Source organism: Streptomyces sp. BK79, assembly GCF_044142145.1.
In the GTDB taxonomy this organism is placed as follows: domain Bacteria; phylum Actinomycetota; class Actinomycetes; order Streptomycetales; family Streptomycetaceae; genus Streptomyces.
In genome coordinates, this window is the sequence record NZ_JBHVOC010000021.1 from 170,498 (window position 1) to 185,245 (window position 14,748).

The window sequence follows — 14,748 nt, forward strand, 5'->3', positions numbered from 1 at the left end:
ATTCACCTCAGCCCTTCAGGCCGGACGTCGCCATGCCGTCGATCAGATAGCGCTGGAAGGCCAGGAAGAAGGCGAGGACGGGCAGCAGCGCGACGAGCGACATGGCGATCATGCCGCCGTAGTTGGCCAGCCCTTCCTGGTCCACGAACATCTTCAGGCCGAGGGAGACGGTGTACTTGCCGGGCTCGTTGAGGTAGATCAGCGGGCCCATGAAGTCGTTCCAGGAGTTGATGAAGGTGAAGATCGCGCTGGTGATCAGGGCCGGCCGGCACAGCGGGAGCACGATCGACCAGTAGATGCGGAAGTGCCCGCAGCCGTCGAGACGGGCCGCCTCGTCCAGTTCCTTGGGCAGGTTGCGCATGAACTGCACCATCAGGAAGACGAAGAACGCCTCCGTCGCCAGGTACTTCCCCAGCAGCAGCGGGGTGTACGTGTTGATCATGTCCATGTTGCGGAACAGCACGTACTGCGGGATCAGCAGCACGTGGTACGGCAGCAGCAGCGTGCCGATCATCAGCGTGAAGAGCAGGTTGCGGCCCGCGAACCTGATCTTCGCGAAGGCGTAGGCCGTCAGCGAGCAGGACACCACGATCCCGACCACCGAACCGACCGCGAGGAAGATCGAGTTGAAGAAGAACGTGGAGATCGAGATGTCGGCGATGCCGTCGGCGAGGCTCCGGTAGTTGGCGAGGATCGGGTCGGCCGGGAACAGGTCCAGGCTGCCGACGATGTCCCCGCTCTCCTTGAAGGAGCCGCCGACGACCCACACCACCGGGTAGAGGATCACCGCGAGGATCACCAGCGACCCCAGGTGCCAGGCGAGCGAGCCCGGCAGCCCGCGCCGGCGCGCCCCCTTCGCGGACGGGGCCGGCGTGACGTCGGTGGCCTGCGCGCTCATCGGCCGCCCTCCTCGTAGTGCACCCAGCGCTTCTGGGACCAGAACAGCACCGCGGTGACCAGGGCGACCGCGACCAGCAGCATCCAGGCCATGGCGGAGGCCAGGCCCATGCGGCTGTTCTCGAACCCCTGGACGTACAGATAACAGGTGTAGACCATCGAGCCGTCGGCCGGCCCGCAGGCGTTGCCCCCCGCGCCGCCGCCGACGATGTAGGCGGAGCTGAAGATCTGGAAGGAGTGGATGGTCTCCAGCAGGACGTTGAAGAAGAGGACCGGGGAGATCATCGGCAGGGTGATGCTCCAGAACTGCCGCGCCTTGCTCGCCCCGTCGACGTTCGCCGCCTCGTACAGCTCGCGCGGCACCTGCTTGAGGCCCGCCAGGAAGATGACCATGGGGGCGCCGAACTGCCAGACGGTGAGCGCCACCAGGCTGTAGATGATCAGGTTCGGGTCACCGGTCCAGCCGCCGGCGTCGATCCCGAAGAACTGCTGCGTACGGTCGACGACCGCGTCGTCCTGGAAGATCGCCTTCCACACGATGGCGATGGACACGCTCGCGCCGATCAGCGACGGGGCGTAGAAGGCGGCCCGGTAGAAGGCCTGCCCCCGTCGCTTCTGCGCCAGCAGCAGCGCGACGCCGAGCGCGGCGAGCAGCTTGATCGGCGTGCCGACGACGACGTACCACAGGGTGATCTCCACCGAGTGGCGCCAGCGCGGGTCGCCGAACATCTCGGAGAAGTTGTCCAGGCCGATCCACTGGGGCGCGTCGAACAGGTTGTAGTCGGTGAACGCGAAGTAGAGCGAGGCGACCATCGGGCCCGCCGTGAGCAGCAGGAAACCGGCGATCCAGGGCGACATGAAGAGGTAGCCGGCCAGGTTCTCCCGGCGGCCCCGCCGCTTCAGCCCGGCGGGGCGCGGGGACTCGACCGGACCGTGCCGCGGCTCGGAGTCCTTGGTCAGGTCCTCCCTCGCGGGGGCGTGAGTCACGGTGCTTCCCATCAGCCGGCGAGAGCCGTCTTCGACTCGGTGAAGAACTGCTTGACGGCCTCCTGGACGGACCGCTCGCCCAGGGCCATCTCCTCGGCGATGCGCAGGAACGCGGCCTCGCAGATGTCGGCGCCGTTCGGGTGCGGGGTGATGGTCTCCAGCACGCCCGCGTCGGTCAGGGACTGCTCGTAGGCGGCGATCGCCTTGTTGACCGGGTCGGTCGGCTGGTACGCGTCGTACTGGACCTGCGTCGTCGGGACGCCCCGGTCGTAGCCCATGATCTTGGCGACCTCGGGGTCGTGGACCATGAAGTCGATGAACTGGGCGACTTCCTTGGGGTGCCGGGTGCGCTTGTAGCCGCTGAGCATCAGCGAGCCGAGGTACTGGCCGGTCCGCTTGCCGTCCGTGGTGGGGATCGGCGCGAGACCGTACTCGCTCTTGCCCTCGGCGGTGTAGCGGACGGTGAAGTTGTCCCAGGTGAACTCGCTGCCGGCGAGTTCGGCGGAGAGGGCCGACTTGGGCTTGATCTGGGCGACCTTCTTCGCGTCGGCGAACAGGCCGGACCGCACGCCCTTGTCGGCCTTCGTCCACCACGCGGTCAGATCGGCCTCGGAGAAGCCGAGCCCGTCCTCGGTGAAGAACGCCTTGCCGTTCTGACGCAGGTACAGGTCGTAGAGGTACATGACGCCGTACATGCCGCTGTCCCCGGCCCGGCCCGTCCGGTCGCGGATCCTCGTCATCGCGTCGTCGAAGTCGTCCCACGTCCAGCCCTGTTCGGGCTTGACGCCGGCCCGGGTGTAGACGGGCTTGTCGATGACCAGGGCCATCGAGTTCGAACCGACGGGCACACCGAGGAGTTTGCCGTCGATCTCGCCGAACTTCTCCAGGCCCGCCCGGAATCCGTCCATCGAGAGGTTGCCGGCCTTCACCTGCTCGCTCAGGTCGAGCAGGACATTCTTCGCGTCGTATTTGCGAAGAAACCCGATGGCATTCTGGAAGACGTCCGGCGGATTTCCCCCGGAGGCCTGAGTGTTGAACTTCTTCCAGAAGTCGGTGTAGGGCTGGAAGTCCGTCTTGACCTTGATCTTCGGGTACTTCTTCTCGAAGAGCGCGATGGTCTTGTTGATGCGTTCGGCCCGGTCCTCGGCACCCCACCAGGAGTAACGGATCGTCACGGTCCCGTCCCCCGAGCCGCTCCCGCCACCGCACGCGGTGGCCGTGGCGCCGACCCCCGCGACGGCCAGCGAGGCCCCCGCCGCTTTGAGGATCGTCCGCCTCTGCACATTCCCGCCCTGCTGCATATGAGCCTCCCCGCGACGTCGCGTCCGCCTCATGAATCGTTTCAAGTAAGCGCTTGCTGGCACAAGGTACGGAGGGCCCAGGGGCGCGTCAATGATTCGGACAGGAATTGATGGGCGCGGGGCGCGGGCAGCCGGGGCCACGGCGCCGGACCACCGTCCGCCGCGCGGGAGAACACCCAGGTGGGAGCGGCACGGCCGAGGGGCCGAACACCGCCGGGACCGGCGGGGCGCGTGGCGCGGAAGGTCACGGTTGGGTGAAGCCGGGCGGAAGTGGAACGCCGGACCGCCGACGGGACGTGCGCACGACAGAGCGGCCCGGCTCACGATCGTGAGCCGGGCCGCCTGATGATCCGGTGGGCGATACTGGGTTCGAACCAGTGACCTCTTCGGTGTGAACGAAGCGCTCTCCCACTGAGCTAATCGCCCGGACGCAGGAAGAACATTACCCCATGTCAGGGGGTTCCGGTGACCAGCGGGGGCGGGATCGCCGCGCCCCCGCCGCCGATCACTGGTCCTCGATCTTCCAGGGCATCTGGAGGCCGAACTTCCACAGGTAGACCCCCGCCACCGCGGCCACGACCACCAGCCCGACCGAGGTCAGGATGATGTTCCGGCGCCGCACCCTGGGGTCGAGGGCACGCTGCGCCGCCTCGGTGACCTTGCGCTTGGTCCAGCGCAGGACGAGCTGCGCCCAGACGAACTCGGTCGCCCAGATCGCCATGCCGCCGAAGATCACGACCCAGCCCGGCCCGGGCAGCACCAGCATGGCGGCGCCGGCCACGACGACCGCCAGGCCCACGATGAAGACGCCGACCTGCCAACTCAGGTGCAGGGCGCGGCGCGCCTTGATGAAGTCCGGCGCACGCGAGCCGAGCGCCTGCGCGGCCGCCGTCTCGTCGTCCGTCCCCGTACGGTCCTGCGCCACGGCCGCCTCGCCGGGCTTGTTACTCCCCGTGTTCATACGGCCAAACACTACCGGAGCCGAACCTGTCACCGAAATGGGCGTACGACCCGAACGACCTCTCGGCCGGATGAGTTACGTAAACGCACGCAAAACACTCAGAGGGGTTTACAACGGCACCGTAGGTGGCATGTCGATTTCGCCGACGTGCGAATCCCCGAGCGCACACTGAGCGAAAGGCCCTGGCGCTTATGAACACCACGGTCAGCTGCGAGCTGCACCTGCGCCTCGTTGTGTCGAGCGAGTCCTCCCTGCCTGTCCCCGCAGGCCTGCGGTACGACACGGCCGACCCCTACGCCGTGCACGCCACCTTCCACACCGGAGCCGAGGAGACCGTCGAGTGGGTGTTCGCCCGCGACCTCCTCGCCGAAGGTCTCCACCGCCCCACCGGCACGGGCGACGTCCGTGTCTGGCCGTCCCGCAGTCACGGCCAGGGCGTCGTGTGCATCGCCCTGAGCTCCCCGGAGGGCGAGGCACTGCTCGAGGCCCCGGCACGGGCCCTGGAGTCCTTCCTGAAGCGCACAGACGCCGCCGTGCCCCCCGGCACGGAACACCGGCACTTCGATCTCGATCAGGAGCTCTCGCACATCCTGGCGGAAAGCTAGGACGAGACCCCGTGAAGCCGCCCGTCGCCGTCGACTCGGGGTGACGGTACGGGCCCGGACAACCGCATACGGCACACACACCGGCGTCGCCGCCGCGGACCTTCCGCGGGGGCGACGCCGGTGCGCGTGCGACGGCTGCTGCTCCGGCCGTCGGCCGCGGGCTCCGCCGGGAACGAAGGGCGGCCGGCCGCCGTTGTACCGGCAACCGCCGGCCGAGGCCGCGGATCCCCGGATCGCGGCCGGTCTCGCCCGCTCCGGGAGCCACTACCATCGGCCAGCATCGGCGGGCGCCCGCCCGACCCCAGGCCAGGGAGCGAAATGTGCTGATCACCCACGACACCCGGTGCGCCCTCGACACCGTGGTGGATCTGGTGAACACGGTGCCGGAGGACGAATCGGCGCCCGACGGACTGCCGGACGTCGCGGCCCTCCAGGAATTCGTGGGAACGCACGAGATCAGTGACGTCGGCGTGCTCTCGGAACTCGACCTGTCGGCGGTGCGCAAGATCCGCGGGCACTTCGCCGCGGTCTTCGCCGCCCCCGACGCCCGCGCCGCGGCCGTGCTGATCAACGACCTGGTCGCCGCGGCCGGGACCACTCCCCGGCTCACCGACCACGACGGGTACGACTGGCACATCCACTACTTCGCCCCCGGCGCCTCCGTCGCCGACCACCTGGCCGCGGACTGCGGGATGGCCCTGGCCTTCTTCGTGGTCGCCGGGGAGCAGGAGCGGCTGCGGCGGTGCGAGGCCCCCGACTGCCGGCGGGCGTTCGTCGACCTCTCCCGGAACCGCTCACGGCGGTACTGCGACAGCCGCACCTGTGGAAACCGCTTGCACGTGGCCGCCTACCGGGCCCGGCGCAAGGAGGCGGCAGGCTGACGTCCCACCGGACCGGACCGGACGGAACCGGACGCGGGACCGGACTCGACCGGACGGGACCGGGGCACCTGAGGCCCAGGGCGACGCGGCCCCCGGCGGGTGGCGCCGGGGAGCGCGGGTACGGCTCACAGCAACAGCAGATCGTGCAACGAAGCCATGAGCAGCAGACACCCGATCACCGCAAGGAAGATCATGAGCGGTGGCTGGGAAAGGGCGAAGAGGCAGCCGCGCGGTTCACTGTGTGCCCGCGTGGTTTCGCTCTGTCTCGTGTCCAGCTGGGTATCCAGCTGAGTGGTGTCCGGCATCTCGCCGCGATGATGACGCAGCACAGGGGGCGTGCGCGATCAACACGCCCGCAACGACCGGGAGTTCGTTGAATGACGCAAGGTCCGGTCGGATCGTGATCATTACGGAGCGGGCTCTGACGGCCTCGGACCGACCGTCCGGCTCAGATGCCGTGCTTCTTCAGGATGGCCTCGATGTCGCTGAAGTCGTCCTCACCGCCCGATTTCTTCGCCGGCCGGGCCGTGGGCCGCGCGTCCGGGCGCGAAGCGGAACCGAGCGAGGGCGCCGAGGCCGCCGGGGCCACGGCGTCGCGCTGTGCCGCGGCCCGGGCCGCCTCCTTGCGCTCCTTGCGGGTGCCGCCGCCGCGGCGCCGCTCCACCGTGCGCGTGGTCATGAACAGCAGCCAGGACACGCCCAGCACCGCGAAGCCCGCCCAGGCCACCGGGCTGAAGGCCGTGTCCGCCAGCCATTCCACGACCCCGGTCATCACGAGGCCGACCGGGATCAGTGAGTAGGCGGCGACACGGGCCGCGGTGAGAAAGCGCCTGCGGTACGCGGTGATCGCCGCGATGCCCAGGCCCGCCGCGGACACCGCGGAGCAGACGGTCTCGGCAATCATCCGGTCCTCCAGGCTGGGCTCGGTCGGCCATGAGCACTTCGTCCCTTCCATCCTGCACCGTCCGCAGGCCGTCCGGCCATGCTGGGGCCCGAGATCAGGGAGATCTCGGGGTCGGCTCCTCCCCAGGTGCCGGTGGCCGTCGTACGAGCGCGGTCGGGGGCCGAGGCACGGGCCGGTCGGGGACCGGGGCACGGGCCGGTCGGGGACCGGGGCACGGGCCGGTCGGGGACCGGGGCACGGGCCGGTCGGGGACCGGGGCACGGGCTGGGAGAATGGCGGGCATGAGCGACTCCTCCCCCGCCCGTGCCGCCGCGCCCGTCCTCGACGTCTGGTGCGAGCTCCAGTGCCCGGACTGCCGCACCGCCCTCGACGACCTCCGCGCCCTGCGCGCCCGCTACGGCGACCGCCTGGACGTGCGGCTGCGGCACTTCCCCCTGGAAAAGCACAAGCACTCCTTCGCCGCCGCGCAGGCCGCCGAGGAGGCCGTGGTCCAGGGGCAGGGGTGGCCGTACGCCGAGGCCGTGCTCGACCGGGTCGCGGAGCTGGACCGCAAGGGGGAAGCCTTGCTGGTCGAGGTGGCCCGGGACCTGGGGCTGGACGCGGAGGAGTTCGACACGGCGCTGATCGACGGCCGGCACATCCTGATCGTCGACGCCGACCAGGCCGAGGGCAAGGCGATCGGCGTGTCCGGCACCCCCACGTACGTGATCGGCGGCGAGCGCCTCGACGGCGGCAAGAGCCAGGAAGGGCTGCGCGAGCGCGTCGAGGAGATCGCGGACCGGCTCCTGGCCGAGCGGGAGGGCTGAGTCCCGGCCCGCTCGGCCCTCATCTCCCCGGGCCCCGCGACTCAGAGCAGCGGCTTGTAGAAGGCGTACCGCGTGGTCGCGTAGCCGAGCGACTCGTAGAGCCGCTCGGCCGCGGTGTTGCCCGCGAAGACGTTGAGGCCGAGCAGTGGCCGGCCCGCGGCGATCGCCTGGGCCTCGGCCAGCAGCATCAGCGTGCGGCCGTGACCCCGGCCCCGGTGGGCGGCGTCCGCCTCGACGTCGAAGACGTAGGCCCGGTCCTCGCGCAGCGCCAGCCAGAGGACGCCCACCCGCTCGCCCTCGTGCTCCAGGACGCTGAACAGCATGTTCTCGGTGTCCAGCCCGTGCGGCAGGAGCATCTCGTGGTCACCGCGCGCCTTGGCGTACGCCTCGGCCTCCGGCATGCCCCGCTCGATCCACGTACGGGCGTACTGCTCCGACTCGTGGAGGTGCCAGGCGTCGAACTCGTCGCGCGTCATGGGCCGGGCGCGGCTGCCCGGGGGCAGGGCGGGCGGGGCCGTCCCGAGGGGCTTGGTCATGCTGCGGTTGCGCAACACGTAGCCGAGCGCCTGGGTGAGCCGCAGGCCCGCCTCGGCGTCGGCGGCGACGTTGGCCTCGATCTGCCGGCAGCCCCAGCCGCGCACGATCTCCTCGGCGGCGAGCGCGGCCACCGTGCCCCGGCCGCGCCGACGGTCCGGTTCGTCGATGCGCAACCGGTGGATCACGGCCACCGCGTCGCCGAAGGCGGCTGAGGTGCCGAGGTGTATCGCGCCGACGGGGCGGCTGTTCACGCACACCTGGTAGCGGCGTGAGCGCGTCCCGTCGGCGGCGCGCTGGAGCGGCTCGGTCGGCCGCAGGGTGGTGGTCATCACGGGTGTTCTACCCGCCGGGGACCGCGGGAGCAGCCGAATTTCCCCCGCCCGTTCCCACGCTCACGGCTTCCCTGGCTCACGGATGCCCGCGCTCACGGATCCAGGTCGTCCCCGGACCGCTCCTCGAAGATCCGCATCGCCTTGGCGGTCACCGGTCCCGGGGCACCCGGCAGTTCGCGGTCGTCGACGCGGTGCACGGCCTGCACGTCCCGCAGCGTGGACGTCAGGAAGACCTCGTCGGCGCGTTCCAGGACGTCCAGCGGGAGGTCGGTCTCGCGGGCGCCGGTCCATTCGACGGCCAGGGCGCGGGTGATCCCGGCGAGGCAGCCGGAGGCGAGAGGCGGGGTGTGGATCTCGCCGTCGAGGACGACGAAGACGTTGGACCCGGTGCCCTCGCACAGCTGTCCCACCGTGTTGCCGAACAGTGCCTCCGTGGCACCCCGTTCGCGGGCGCGGGCCAGGGCGACGACGTTCTCGGCGTAGGAGGTGGTCTTCAGGCCGGTGAGCGCGCCGCGTTCGTTGCGCGTCCAGGGGACCGTGATCACGGCCGTGGAGTCCGGGCGGCGACCGGTCTCGCCGAGGGCGACGACGAGGGTCGGGCCGTGTTCGCCGCGGTCGGAGCCGAGCGGGCCGTGGCCGCCGGTGTAGGTGACGCGCAGCCGGCCCAGGGGCATCGGGTTGGCCTCGACGACGGCCGCGCAGGCGCGGCGGACCTCGTCGAGGTCGGGGTCGGGCAGCCCCAGGCCGCGTGCCGAACGGGTCAGCCGGTCGAGGTGCCGGGTCAGCGCGAACGGCCTGCCGTCCGCCACTTTCACCGTCTCGAAGATGCCGTCGCCCACGGTCAGACCGTGGTCGAAGACGGAGACGCGGGCGGAACCGGTGTCCTGCAGCCCTCCGTCGAGCCAGATCTTCACGTCTGTACCGCCTCTCCGCTTCCGATCACCTCGTACGTCCCCGACGCTACCGCGAGCAGCCGGGACGCCTTCAGTTCGGTCTCCCGCCACTCCCCCTCGGGATCGGACCCCCAGGTGATGCCGGCGCCGGTGCCGAAGCGCAGCAGCCCGGCGGCGCGGTCGATCCAGAAGGTGCGGATGCCGACGGCCAGCTCCCCGGTGCCCCGGTCGGCGTCGACCCAGCCGACGCCCCCGCAGTACGGACCCCGGGGTGCGGTCTCCAGGTCGCCGATGATGCGCAGGGCGCTGGACTTGGGCGCGCCGGTGACGGACCCGGGCGGGAAGGCCGCGTCGAGCAGGTCCGGCCAGCCGGCCTCCGCGCGCAATTCGCCGCGTACGGACGACACGAGGTGGACGAGCCCCGGGTGCTTCTCCACGGCGCACAGGTCCGGGACCGTCACGCTGCCGGTGGCACAGACCCGCCCGAGGTCGTTGCGGACCAGGTCGACGATCATCACGTTCTCGGCGTAGTCCTTCTCCAAGAGGTCGGCCTCGGTCCGCCCGGTCCCCTTGATCGGCCCGGACTCGACGGTCCGGCCGTCCCGGCGTAGGAACAGCTCGGGCGACGCGGTGGCGATCTCCACCCCGTGTCCGGGCAGCCGGATCGTTCCGGCGTAGGGGGCGGGGTTGCCGCGGGCGAGCTGGGCGGTGAGGGCGTCCACGTCGGCGCCGGGGGCGACGGGCGCCGAGAGCACCCGGCAGAGGTTCGCCTGGTAGACCGCGCCGGTGGCGATGTGCTCGCGTATGCGGCGTACGGCAGCCGTGTACGCGGCGTGGTCGAGGGAGGACGTCCAGTCGTCGACGGCGGGTCCCCGCCACCGCCCGGGCGTGGGCGCCGGTACCGGCTCCGTCCGTACGTCCGCGAAGCGTGCGCAGGTCAGACGGCCCTCGAAGTCCGCGCAGACGGCCCAGAACCCCTCGGAGTCGAGGGCGGCGGGGTCGCTCGTGACGTCGAGGAGACCGGTGGCGAGGCGGTCGCCGAAGCGGGCGAGGGGAGGGAGGTCGAGCACGTGACCGAGTCTAGGCCGGTGTCCCCGAGGTGACCCGAACGTGTCCTTCCGGGTGCCCTGACCAGGGCCGCGAGCGAGCGCACCGCAGCACGCTGCGCAAACGCGTTTTTGTACTGGCTGCCAAATCCGCTAGAGTTCAACACGTCGCCGGGACGCGCAAGCGGACCGAACCGACAGGCGGACGTAGCTCAGTTGGTAGAGCGCAACCTTGCCAAGGTTGAGGTCGCGAGTTCGAACCTCGTCGTCCGCTCGCAGGAACAGGGGGCCTCCCGGGTCCCCTACACTCCTGGTGGAGTGGCCGAGAGGCGAGGCAACGGCCTGCAAAGCCGTCTACACGGGTTCAAATCCCGTCTCCACCTCCAAGGACGATTAGCTCAGCGGGAGAGCGCTTCCCTGACACGGAAGAGGTCACTGGTTCAATCCCAGTATCGTCCACTGGATCTTCGGATCCCCCGCGCGATTAGCTCAGCGGGAGAGCGCTTCCCTGACACGGAAGAGGTCACTGGTTCAATCCCAGTATCGCGCACGCAGTAATCGCAGCACTCCCAGGACGATTAGCTCAGCGGGAGAGCGCTTCCCTGACACGGAAGAGGTCACTGGTTCAATCCCAGTATCGTCCACACCCCCGAAGCCCCCGGCCGTCTCGTACGGCCGGGGGCTTCGTCGTGCGTCGGTCGCTCAGCTGGAAAAGAGCATGCGGCCGAAGCCCTTCTGGCGGTGGTGACCGTGGTGGCCGTGGCCGTGGCCGGCGTGCGGGGCGCCCCAGGCGGGGGCCGGAGCGGCCGGGTAGGCCTGCGGGGCGCCGGGCGGGGCCGGCGGAGCGGGCTGGGACCACTGGGCCTCCAGGCGGGTCAGCGACTCCAGCTCGCCGTAGTCGAGGAAGATCCCCCGGCATCCGCTGCACTGCTCGATCTGAACCCCGTTGCGGTTGTAGGTGTGCATCGGTGCGTGGCACTTGGGGCACTGCATGGACGGCTCAACTCCTCGCCGGTCGGTCCTGCTTCGCGTATCGCCAGGACAGACTCTGTCCGGCCGCGGGTCGGTTGCACCCTACTTCGCGGGAATTCGTCTCAGCCCCGTGGGGCGGACCGGCCGACGGCGGTCATGCGCGCGCAGGCGTCGACCAGTGACCGCTCCGCCTCGTCCAGGGGCCGGTCCGCCGCGACGGCCTTGGTGAGGGCGCGGGCGGCGGTCTGCACGGTGACGGCGCGGGCCGGGACGTCCAGCGCGTCCCACGGGTCCCCGTGGGACGGGACGGCCGGACCGCCGGCCGCACGGTAGGCGGTCAGGAACCGGTGCCAGTCCTCGGGCGGGAGCAGCCCGCAGGCGTACCAGGCCGCGGGCCTGGCCAGGTCCCACGCCGGGACGCCGGTGCCGAGGTCGTCGACGTCGATGAGGAGCCAGCGGCCCGCGGGGGCCGGGTGGCGTATGAGCTGGCCGAGGTGGAGGTCGCCGTGGCACAGGGTGGCGGTGTCCGGCATGGCGGCCTCGCCGCGGGCCCAGGCGGGAAGGGTGTCCCAGGCGTGCAGGACCGGAGCCGTGTCCGGGTGGTGCGGGGCGGCGGTCCGGAGGCGGGCGACGGCTCGGGCCGCCTTCGCGGGGCCCCGCATGGGCGGTACGGCGACGGGGGCCGGCGTGCGGTGCAGGCGGGCGAGGAGCGTGGCCGCGGCCTCCCAGGGCGCCGCGTCCGGGTCCTCGGGGTCCACGGGGGTGCCGTACGGCCAGAACGTGACGAGCCGCCCGTGCAGGTCGACGGGTGCCGGGCCGAGCGGGGGCAGCAGGATGCCGGGGAGCCGGGCGGCGACGGTGACACGGAGGGCGAGGGCCGCCCGGTCGGCGTCCGCGGCGTGCGCCTTGGCGACGGTGCCCGCGTGCCGGACGACGGTGGCGTCGGGGCGGTCGGCGAGGGTGCTGTCCGGGCGGTCGGCCTCGGTGGTGTCCGGGCGGTCGGCGAGGGGCGGGGCGGGGAGCGGGGCGGCGCCGCAGGGGCAGGCCGGGGTACGGGCGTGGGCCGTTTCCCGGACGCGGGCGGTCAGGGCCGGCAGGAGGGCGTCCGTTGTCACGGGGTGAGAGTACGCAGGCGGGCTGCCGTGGGCGCCCCTCGGTCTCGGGCGGGAACAGGGCAATGCCGGCGCAGCTCCCCAGCTGCGCCGGCATTTTGCCGTCCGCCGCACCCCCGTCCCCACGGGGTTTCATGGATGGATGTCCCCGCCCGGACCGCTCTTCCGGGCCTGGGGGTCGCCGCTCAGCGCCCCAGCATCACACCCACGGACGACGCTTGTGTGGCCACTGTCTCCCACCCGTCGAAGACGAGGAGGAGCAGGACCGCCAGGGGCAGGGCCATGAGCGTCGCCACCGCGGGGTGGCGACGTCCCTGACGGCGGCTTTCCCGTGTGCGGACCAGCGTCCGCATGACCGTCTGGGCCATGGTCCCTCTCCTGACCGATTCCGTTGTCTTTGGCAGCGGCGGGCGTCTGACCTCGGGGGACGAGTGCTGCACCCGCCGCTTGACCTCAAATCTAGGGGTCCGGCGATCGCCGGGCGTCATGCCCTCGTACCGATTGCCGGGCCTCCCGGAGGATGAGCCAGGACGTGGGGTGTACTCCCCTGGGTGGAGACCGGGTCCCTCGTCTCGGGGTCTTCCCGGAGGGGCCGCCGGCCGCGCCCCGCGATCTCCGCGCCGTCCGGTGACTTCGCTCACTTCCGGCGGGGCCCGGTGCGGCCTCGTCCCCGTCCGGCGCGGGGCCCCGTCCGGCACCGCGCCGCCGTCACCGCACGTCGTGCCGGTGTCGTCCGCCGTCTCCACCCGGCCCCCCTCCCCCGGTCCAATCACCCGCGCACGGCAGGCGGTTGGGATCACCGGCCGCCCGGCGCCGGACCGCCCCCGTCTTCCCTGACCGTCCCTCAACTCTCCCACCGGGCACTGACAATCCCTGCCGACGAGAGGGCGCGGCCTTTGCGCGCGGGCGGCCGTGGAAACGTAAGCTGTGGCACGTCACAGGGACCGGGCAGCGGGGATGAACATGGCGATGATGCGCCTGAGGCGCGAGGACCCGCGCGTCGTCGGCTCGTTCAGGCTTCACAGGCGGCTCGGCGCGGGTGGAATGGGCGTGGTCTACCTGGGCTCCGACAAGAAGGGGCAGCGGGTCGCGCTGAAGGTCATCCGGCCGGATCTGGCCGAGGACCAGGAGTTCCGGTCACGGTTCGCCCGTGAGGTCTCGGCGGCCCGGCGCATCCGGGGCGGCTGCACCGCGCGGCTGGTCGCCGCGGACCTGGAGGCGGACCGGCCCTGGTTCGCCACGCAGTACGTGCCCGGCCCCTCCCTGCACGACAAGGTCGTCGACGGGGGCCCGCTCGGCGCGGCGGACGTCGCCGCGGTGGGTGCCGCCCTGTCCGAGGGCCTGGTCGCCGTGCACGAGGCCGGGGTGGTGCACCGGGACCTGAAGCCCTCCAACATCCTGCTGTCCCCGAAGGGGCCGCGGATCATCGACTTCGGCATCGCCTGGGCCACCGGCGCGTCCACCCTCACGCACGTCGGCACCGCGGTCGGCTCCCCCGGGTTCCTCGCGCCGGAGCAGGTGCGGGGCGCGGCGGTCACTCCGGCCACGGACGTGTTCTCGCTGGGCGCCACGCTGGCGTACGCGTCGATGGGCGACTCGCCCTTCGGGCACGGCAGCTCCGAGGTGATGCTGTACCGCGTGGTGCACGAGGAGGCCCAGCTCAGCGGGGTCCCCGACGCCCTGGCCCCCTTGGTGCGGGCCTGTCTGGCCAAGGATCCCGAGGAGCGCCCGAGCACGCTGCAACTGTCGCTGCGGCTCAAGGAGATCGCCGCGCGGGAGGCCCAGGGGCTGGCCGACGTGCGGCCGCCCGCGCCGCGCAGCGCGGAGGCCGACCTGCCCACGGGGCGCCTCGCCGACACCTACCCCGAGCGTGCGCAACGGCGTCCCCAGGGCCGCCCGGGCGCCCAGGGCACCCCCGCACCGCGCAACACGCCGGGCTCCCGGGGGGCGACGCCCGCGCGCGGTGCCGACCCCTCACGCGGGGGCACGCCGTCGCGTGGAGGCACGTCGTCGCGCAACGGCTCCGCCGGGCGGGGTGGCGGCGCCTCGCGCGACGGTGGCCCGGGGGCCCGTTCCGGGTCGCGGCCCACGCCCGCCTCCCGGAACGGCACCGGCCGCGGCACGTCCCGCAACGACGGGGGTGGCCGGTCGGCGCCGCGCAGTGGAGCGGGGCGTACGGCGCCGAGGACCACCGGCACCCGCTGGCGGCGGCCCGCCAATCCGCGGCTGCTGCGGCAGCGGCTGTTCGTCTTCGTGGTCGTGACGCTGCTCGTCGCGTTGGCCATCGCCGCCGCGCAGGGCTGCCAGGGACCGTCGCGGGGTCTCGGCGACGACCGGGGCGGAGTGCGGGCGCAGCAGGAGCGGGTGGACGTACGCGAGGGCTCCGGTCCTGGGCGGTAGGGCGGCGGGCGGCCGGGCGTGCGAGGACCGGGACCGCTGCAAGTGGCCGGCGGCAGGCGGCCGGGCGCGGTGGCCGGGCTTCGGGCGGGCCTGCGGTCGCCGGGCGGGGCGGCC

16 protein-coding genes and 6 tRNA genes are annotated in these 14,748 nt (G+C 72.0%); 9 read left to right on the plus strand and 13 right to left on the minus strand.

Translation table 11 applies throughout. The annotated features are described in order from the left end of the window. Positions 1-7: 7 nt before the first annotated feature. From ACFIF2_RS25470 to ACFIF2_RS25490, 5 genes are all read right to left on the minus strand, one after another. Positions 8-898, minus strand: coding sequence for a carbohydrate ABC transporter permease (locus ACFIF2_RS25470; RefSeq protein ID WP_395575563.1), 891 nt, complete (start codon positions 896-898; stop codon positions 8-10). Next, the gene (locus ACFIF2_RS25475) at positions 895-1,896 is read right to left on the minus strand and encodes a carbohydrate ABC transporter permease (RefSeq protein ID WP_395575564.1); all 1,002 of its coding nucleotides are present in this window, start codon (positions 1,894-1,896) and stop codon (positions 895-897) included. Before ACFIF2_RS25475 ends, ACFIF2_RS25470 begins: the two co-directional genes overlap by 4 nt. Then, entirely contained in the window at positions 1,896-3,185 is a 1,290-nt protein-coding gene (locus ACFIF2_RS25480) for an ABC transporter substrate-binding protein (RefSeq protein ID WP_395575565.1), read from the minus strand. Before ACFIF2_RS25480 ends, ACFIF2_RS25475 begins: the two co-directional genes overlap by 1 nt. Positions 3,186-3,539: 354 nt before the next feature. Further along, positions 3,540-3,611: transfer RNA gene (locus ACFIF2_RS25485), tRNA-Val, on the minus strand. Between the two features lie 79 nt (positions 3,612-3,690). Then, complete coding sequence (locus ACFIF2_RS25490) at positions 3,691-4,146, minus strand: TIGR02611 family protein (protein ID WP_395575566.1); 456 nt, start codon at positions 4,144-4,146, stop codon at positions 3,691-3,693. Between the two features lie 191 nt (positions 4,147-4,337). Between ACFIF2_RS25490 and ACFIF2_RS25495 the strand changes: the two genes are divergently transcribed. Both ACFIF2_RS25495 and ACFIF2_RS25500 read left to right on the plus strand, forming a co-directional pair. Continuing rightward, positions 4,338-4,751 carry an SsgA family sporulation/cell division regulator gene (locus ACFIF2_RS25495; protein ID WP_004002642.1) on the plus strand — a complete coding sequence of 138 codons (414 nt, stop codon included), beginning with the start codon at positions 4,338-4,340 and terminating at the stop codon, positions 4,749-4,751. 320 nt (positions 4,752-5,071) lie between these two features. After that, the gene (locus tag ACFIF2_RS25500) at positions 5,072-5,632 is read left to right on the plus strand and encodes a CGNR zinc finger domain-containing protein (RefSeq protein WP_395575567.1); all 561 of its coding nucleotides are present in this window, start codon (positions 5,072-5,074) and stop codon (positions 5,630-5,632) included. A gap of 125 nt (positions 5,633-5,757) precedes the next feature. Here ACFIF2_RS25500 and ACFIF2_RS25505 read toward each other — a convergent pair whose 3' ends face one another. Both ACFIF2_RS25505 and ACFIF2_RS25510 read right to left on the minus strand, forming a co-directional pair. Further along, a complete protein-coding gene (locus tag ACFIF2_RS25505) occupies positions 5,758-5,937 on the minus strand; it encodes a hypothetical protein (protein ID WP_395575568.1) in 180 nt (59 codons plus the stop codon). Positions 5,938-6,080: 143 nt separating this feature from the next. After that, on the minus strand, positions 6,081-6,536 hold the full coding sequence (locus tag ACFIF2_RS25510) for a hypothetical protein (RefSeq protein WP_395575569.1): 456 nt from the start codon (positions 6,534-6,536) through the stop codon (positions 6,081-6,083). Between the two features lie 281 nt (positions 6,537-6,817). On the opposite strand from ACFIF2_RS25510, the gene ACFIF2_RS25515 reads away from it, so the two are divergent. Then, entirely contained in the window at positions 6,818-7,342 is a 525-nt protein-coding gene (locus tag ACFIF2_RS25515; protein ID WP_395575570.1) for a DsbA family protein, read from the plus strand. Between the two features lie 41 nt (positions 7,343-7,383). Here ACFIF2_RS25515 and ACFIF2_RS25520 read toward each other — a convergent pair whose 3' ends face one another. The 3 genes from ACFIF2_RS25520 to ACFIF2_RS25530 all read right to left on the minus strand — a co-directional run bounded on the left by ACFIF2_RS25520 (position 7,384) and on the right by ACFIF2_RS25530 (position 10,174). Further along, complete coding sequence (locus tag ACFIF2_RS25520) at positions 7,384-8,208, minus strand: GNAT family N-acetyltransferase (protein WP_395575571.1); 825 nt, start codon at positions 8,206-8,208, stop codon at positions 7,384-7,386. A 95-nt stretch (positions 8,209-8,303) separates the two neighbouring features. Further along, complete coding sequence (locus tag ACFIF2_RS25525) at positions 8,304-9,125, minus strand: aminotransferase class IV (RefSeq protein ID WP_395575572.1); 822 nt, start codon at positions 9,123-9,125, stop codon at positions 8,304-8,306. Then, positions 9,122-10,174, minus strand: coding sequence for a chorismate-binding protein (locus ACFIF2_RS25530; protein ID WP_395575573.1), 1,053 nt, complete (start codon positions 10,172-10,174; stop codon positions 9,122-9,124). Before ACFIF2_RS25530 ends, ACFIF2_RS25525 begins: the two co-directional genes overlap by 4 nt. A 177-nt stretch (positions 10,175-10,351) precedes the next feature. On the opposite strand from ACFIF2_RS25530, the gene ACFIF2_RS25535 reads away from it, so the two are divergent. From ACFIF2_RS25535 to ACFIF2_RS25555, 5 genes are all read left to right on the plus strand, one after another. Next, positions 10,352-10,424: transfer RNA gene (locus ACFIF2_RS25535), tRNA-Gly, on the plus strand. 38 nt (positions 10,425-10,462) lie between these two features. Further along, positions 10,463-10,536, plus strand: a tRNA-Cys gene (locus tag ACFIF2_RS25540). Position 10,537: 1 nt separating this feature from the next. Further along, a tRNA-Val gene (locus tag ACFIF2_RS25545) sits at positions 10,538-10,609 on the plus strand. A 19-nt stretch (positions 10,610-10,628) separates the two neighbouring features. Next, positions 10,629-10,700: transfer RNA gene (locus tag ACFIF2_RS25550), tRNA-Val, on the plus strand. Positions 10,701-10,722: 22 nt separating this feature from the next. After that, positions 10,723-10,794: transfer RNA gene (locus ACFIF2_RS25555), tRNA-Val, on the plus strand. A 58-nt stretch (positions 10,795-10,852) separates the two neighbouring features. On the opposite strand, the gene ACFIF2_RS25560 is transcribed toward ACFIF2_RS25555, so the two are convergent. The 3 genes from ACFIF2_RS25560 to ACFIF2_RS25570 form a co-directional block, all read right to left on the minus strand. Next, positions 10,853-11,143, minus strand: coding sequence for a zf-TFIIB domain-containing protein (locus tag ACFIF2_RS25560; RefSeq protein WP_395575574.1), 291 nt, complete (start codon positions 11,141-11,143; stop codon positions 10,853-10,855). A 101-nt stretch (positions 11,144-11,244) separates the two neighbouring features. After that, positions 11,245-12,237 (minus strand): phosphotransferase family protein, encoded by a 993-nt coding sequence (locus tag ACFIF2_RS25565; RefSeq protein WP_395575575.1) that lies wholly within the window; start codon positions 12,235-12,237, stop codon positions 11,245-11,247. 182 nt (positions 12,238-12,419) lie between these two features. Further along, the gene (locus ACFIF2_RS25570; protein WP_395575576.1) at positions 12,420-12,602 is read right to left on the minus strand and encodes a hypothetical protein; all 183 of its coding nucleotides are present in this window, start codon (positions 12,600-12,602) and stop codon (positions 12,420-12,422) included. 589 nt (positions 12,603-13,191) lie between these two features. Between ACFIF2_RS25570 and ACFIF2_RS25575 the strand changes: the two genes are divergently transcribed. Beyond that, a complete protein-coding gene (locus ACFIF2_RS25575) occupies positions 13,192-14,634 on the plus strand; it encodes a protein kinase (RefSeq protein WP_395575579.1) in 1,443 nt (480 codons plus the stop codon). Positions 14,635-14,748 lie beyond the last annotated feature (114 nt).

Coding starts and splice junctions, on each gene's coding strand:
- ACFIF2_RS25470 (WP_395575563.1), bottom strand. CDS start 898: ATGAGCGCGCAGGCCACCGACGTCACGCCGGCCCCGTCCGCGAAGGGG.
- ACFIF2_RS25475 (WP_395575564.1), bottom strand. CDS start 1,896: ATGGGAAGCACCGTGACTCACGCCCCCGCGAGGGAGGACCTGACCAAG.
- ACFIF2_RS25480 (WP_395575565.1), bottom strand. CDS start 3,185: ATGCAGCAGGGCGGGAATGTGCAGAGGCGGACGATCCTCAAAGCGGCG.
- ACFIF2_RS25490 (WP_395575566.1), bottom strand. CDS start 4,146: ATGAACACGGGGAGTAACAAGCCCGGCGAGGCGGCCGTGGCGCAGGAC.
- ACFIF2_RS25495 (WP_004002642.1), top strand. CDS start 4,338: ATGAACACCACGGTCAGCTGCGAGCTGCACCTGCGCCTCGTTGTGTCG.
- ACFIF2_RS25505 (WP_395575568.1), bottom strand. CDS start 5,937: ATGCCGGACACCACTCAGCTGGATACCCAGCTGGACACGAGACAGAGC.
- ACFIF2_RS25510 (WP_395575569.1), bottom strand. CDS start 6,536: ATGATTGCCGAGACCGTCTGCTCCGCGGTGTCCGCGGCGGGCCTGGGC.
- ACFIF2_RS25515 (WP_395575570.1), top strand. CDS start 6,818: ATGAGCGACTCCTCCCCCGCCCGTGCCGCCGCGCCCGTCCTCGACGTC.
- ACFIF2_RS25520 (WP_395575571.1), bottom strand. CDS start 8,208: ATGACCACCACCCTGCGGCCGACCGAGCCGCTCCAGCGCGCCGCCGAC.
- ACFIF2_RS25560 (WP_395575574.1), bottom strand. CDS start 11,143: ATGCAGTGCCCCAAGTGCCACGCACCGATGCACACCTACAACCGCAAC.
- ACFIF2_RS25570 (WP_395575576.1), bottom strand. CDS start 12,602: ATGGCCCAGACGGTCATGCGGACGCTGGTCCGCACACGGGAAAGCCGC.
- ACFIF2_RS25575 (WP_395575579.1), top strand. CDS start 13,192: ATGAACATGGCGATGATGCGCCTGAGGCGCGAGGACCCGCGCGTCGTC.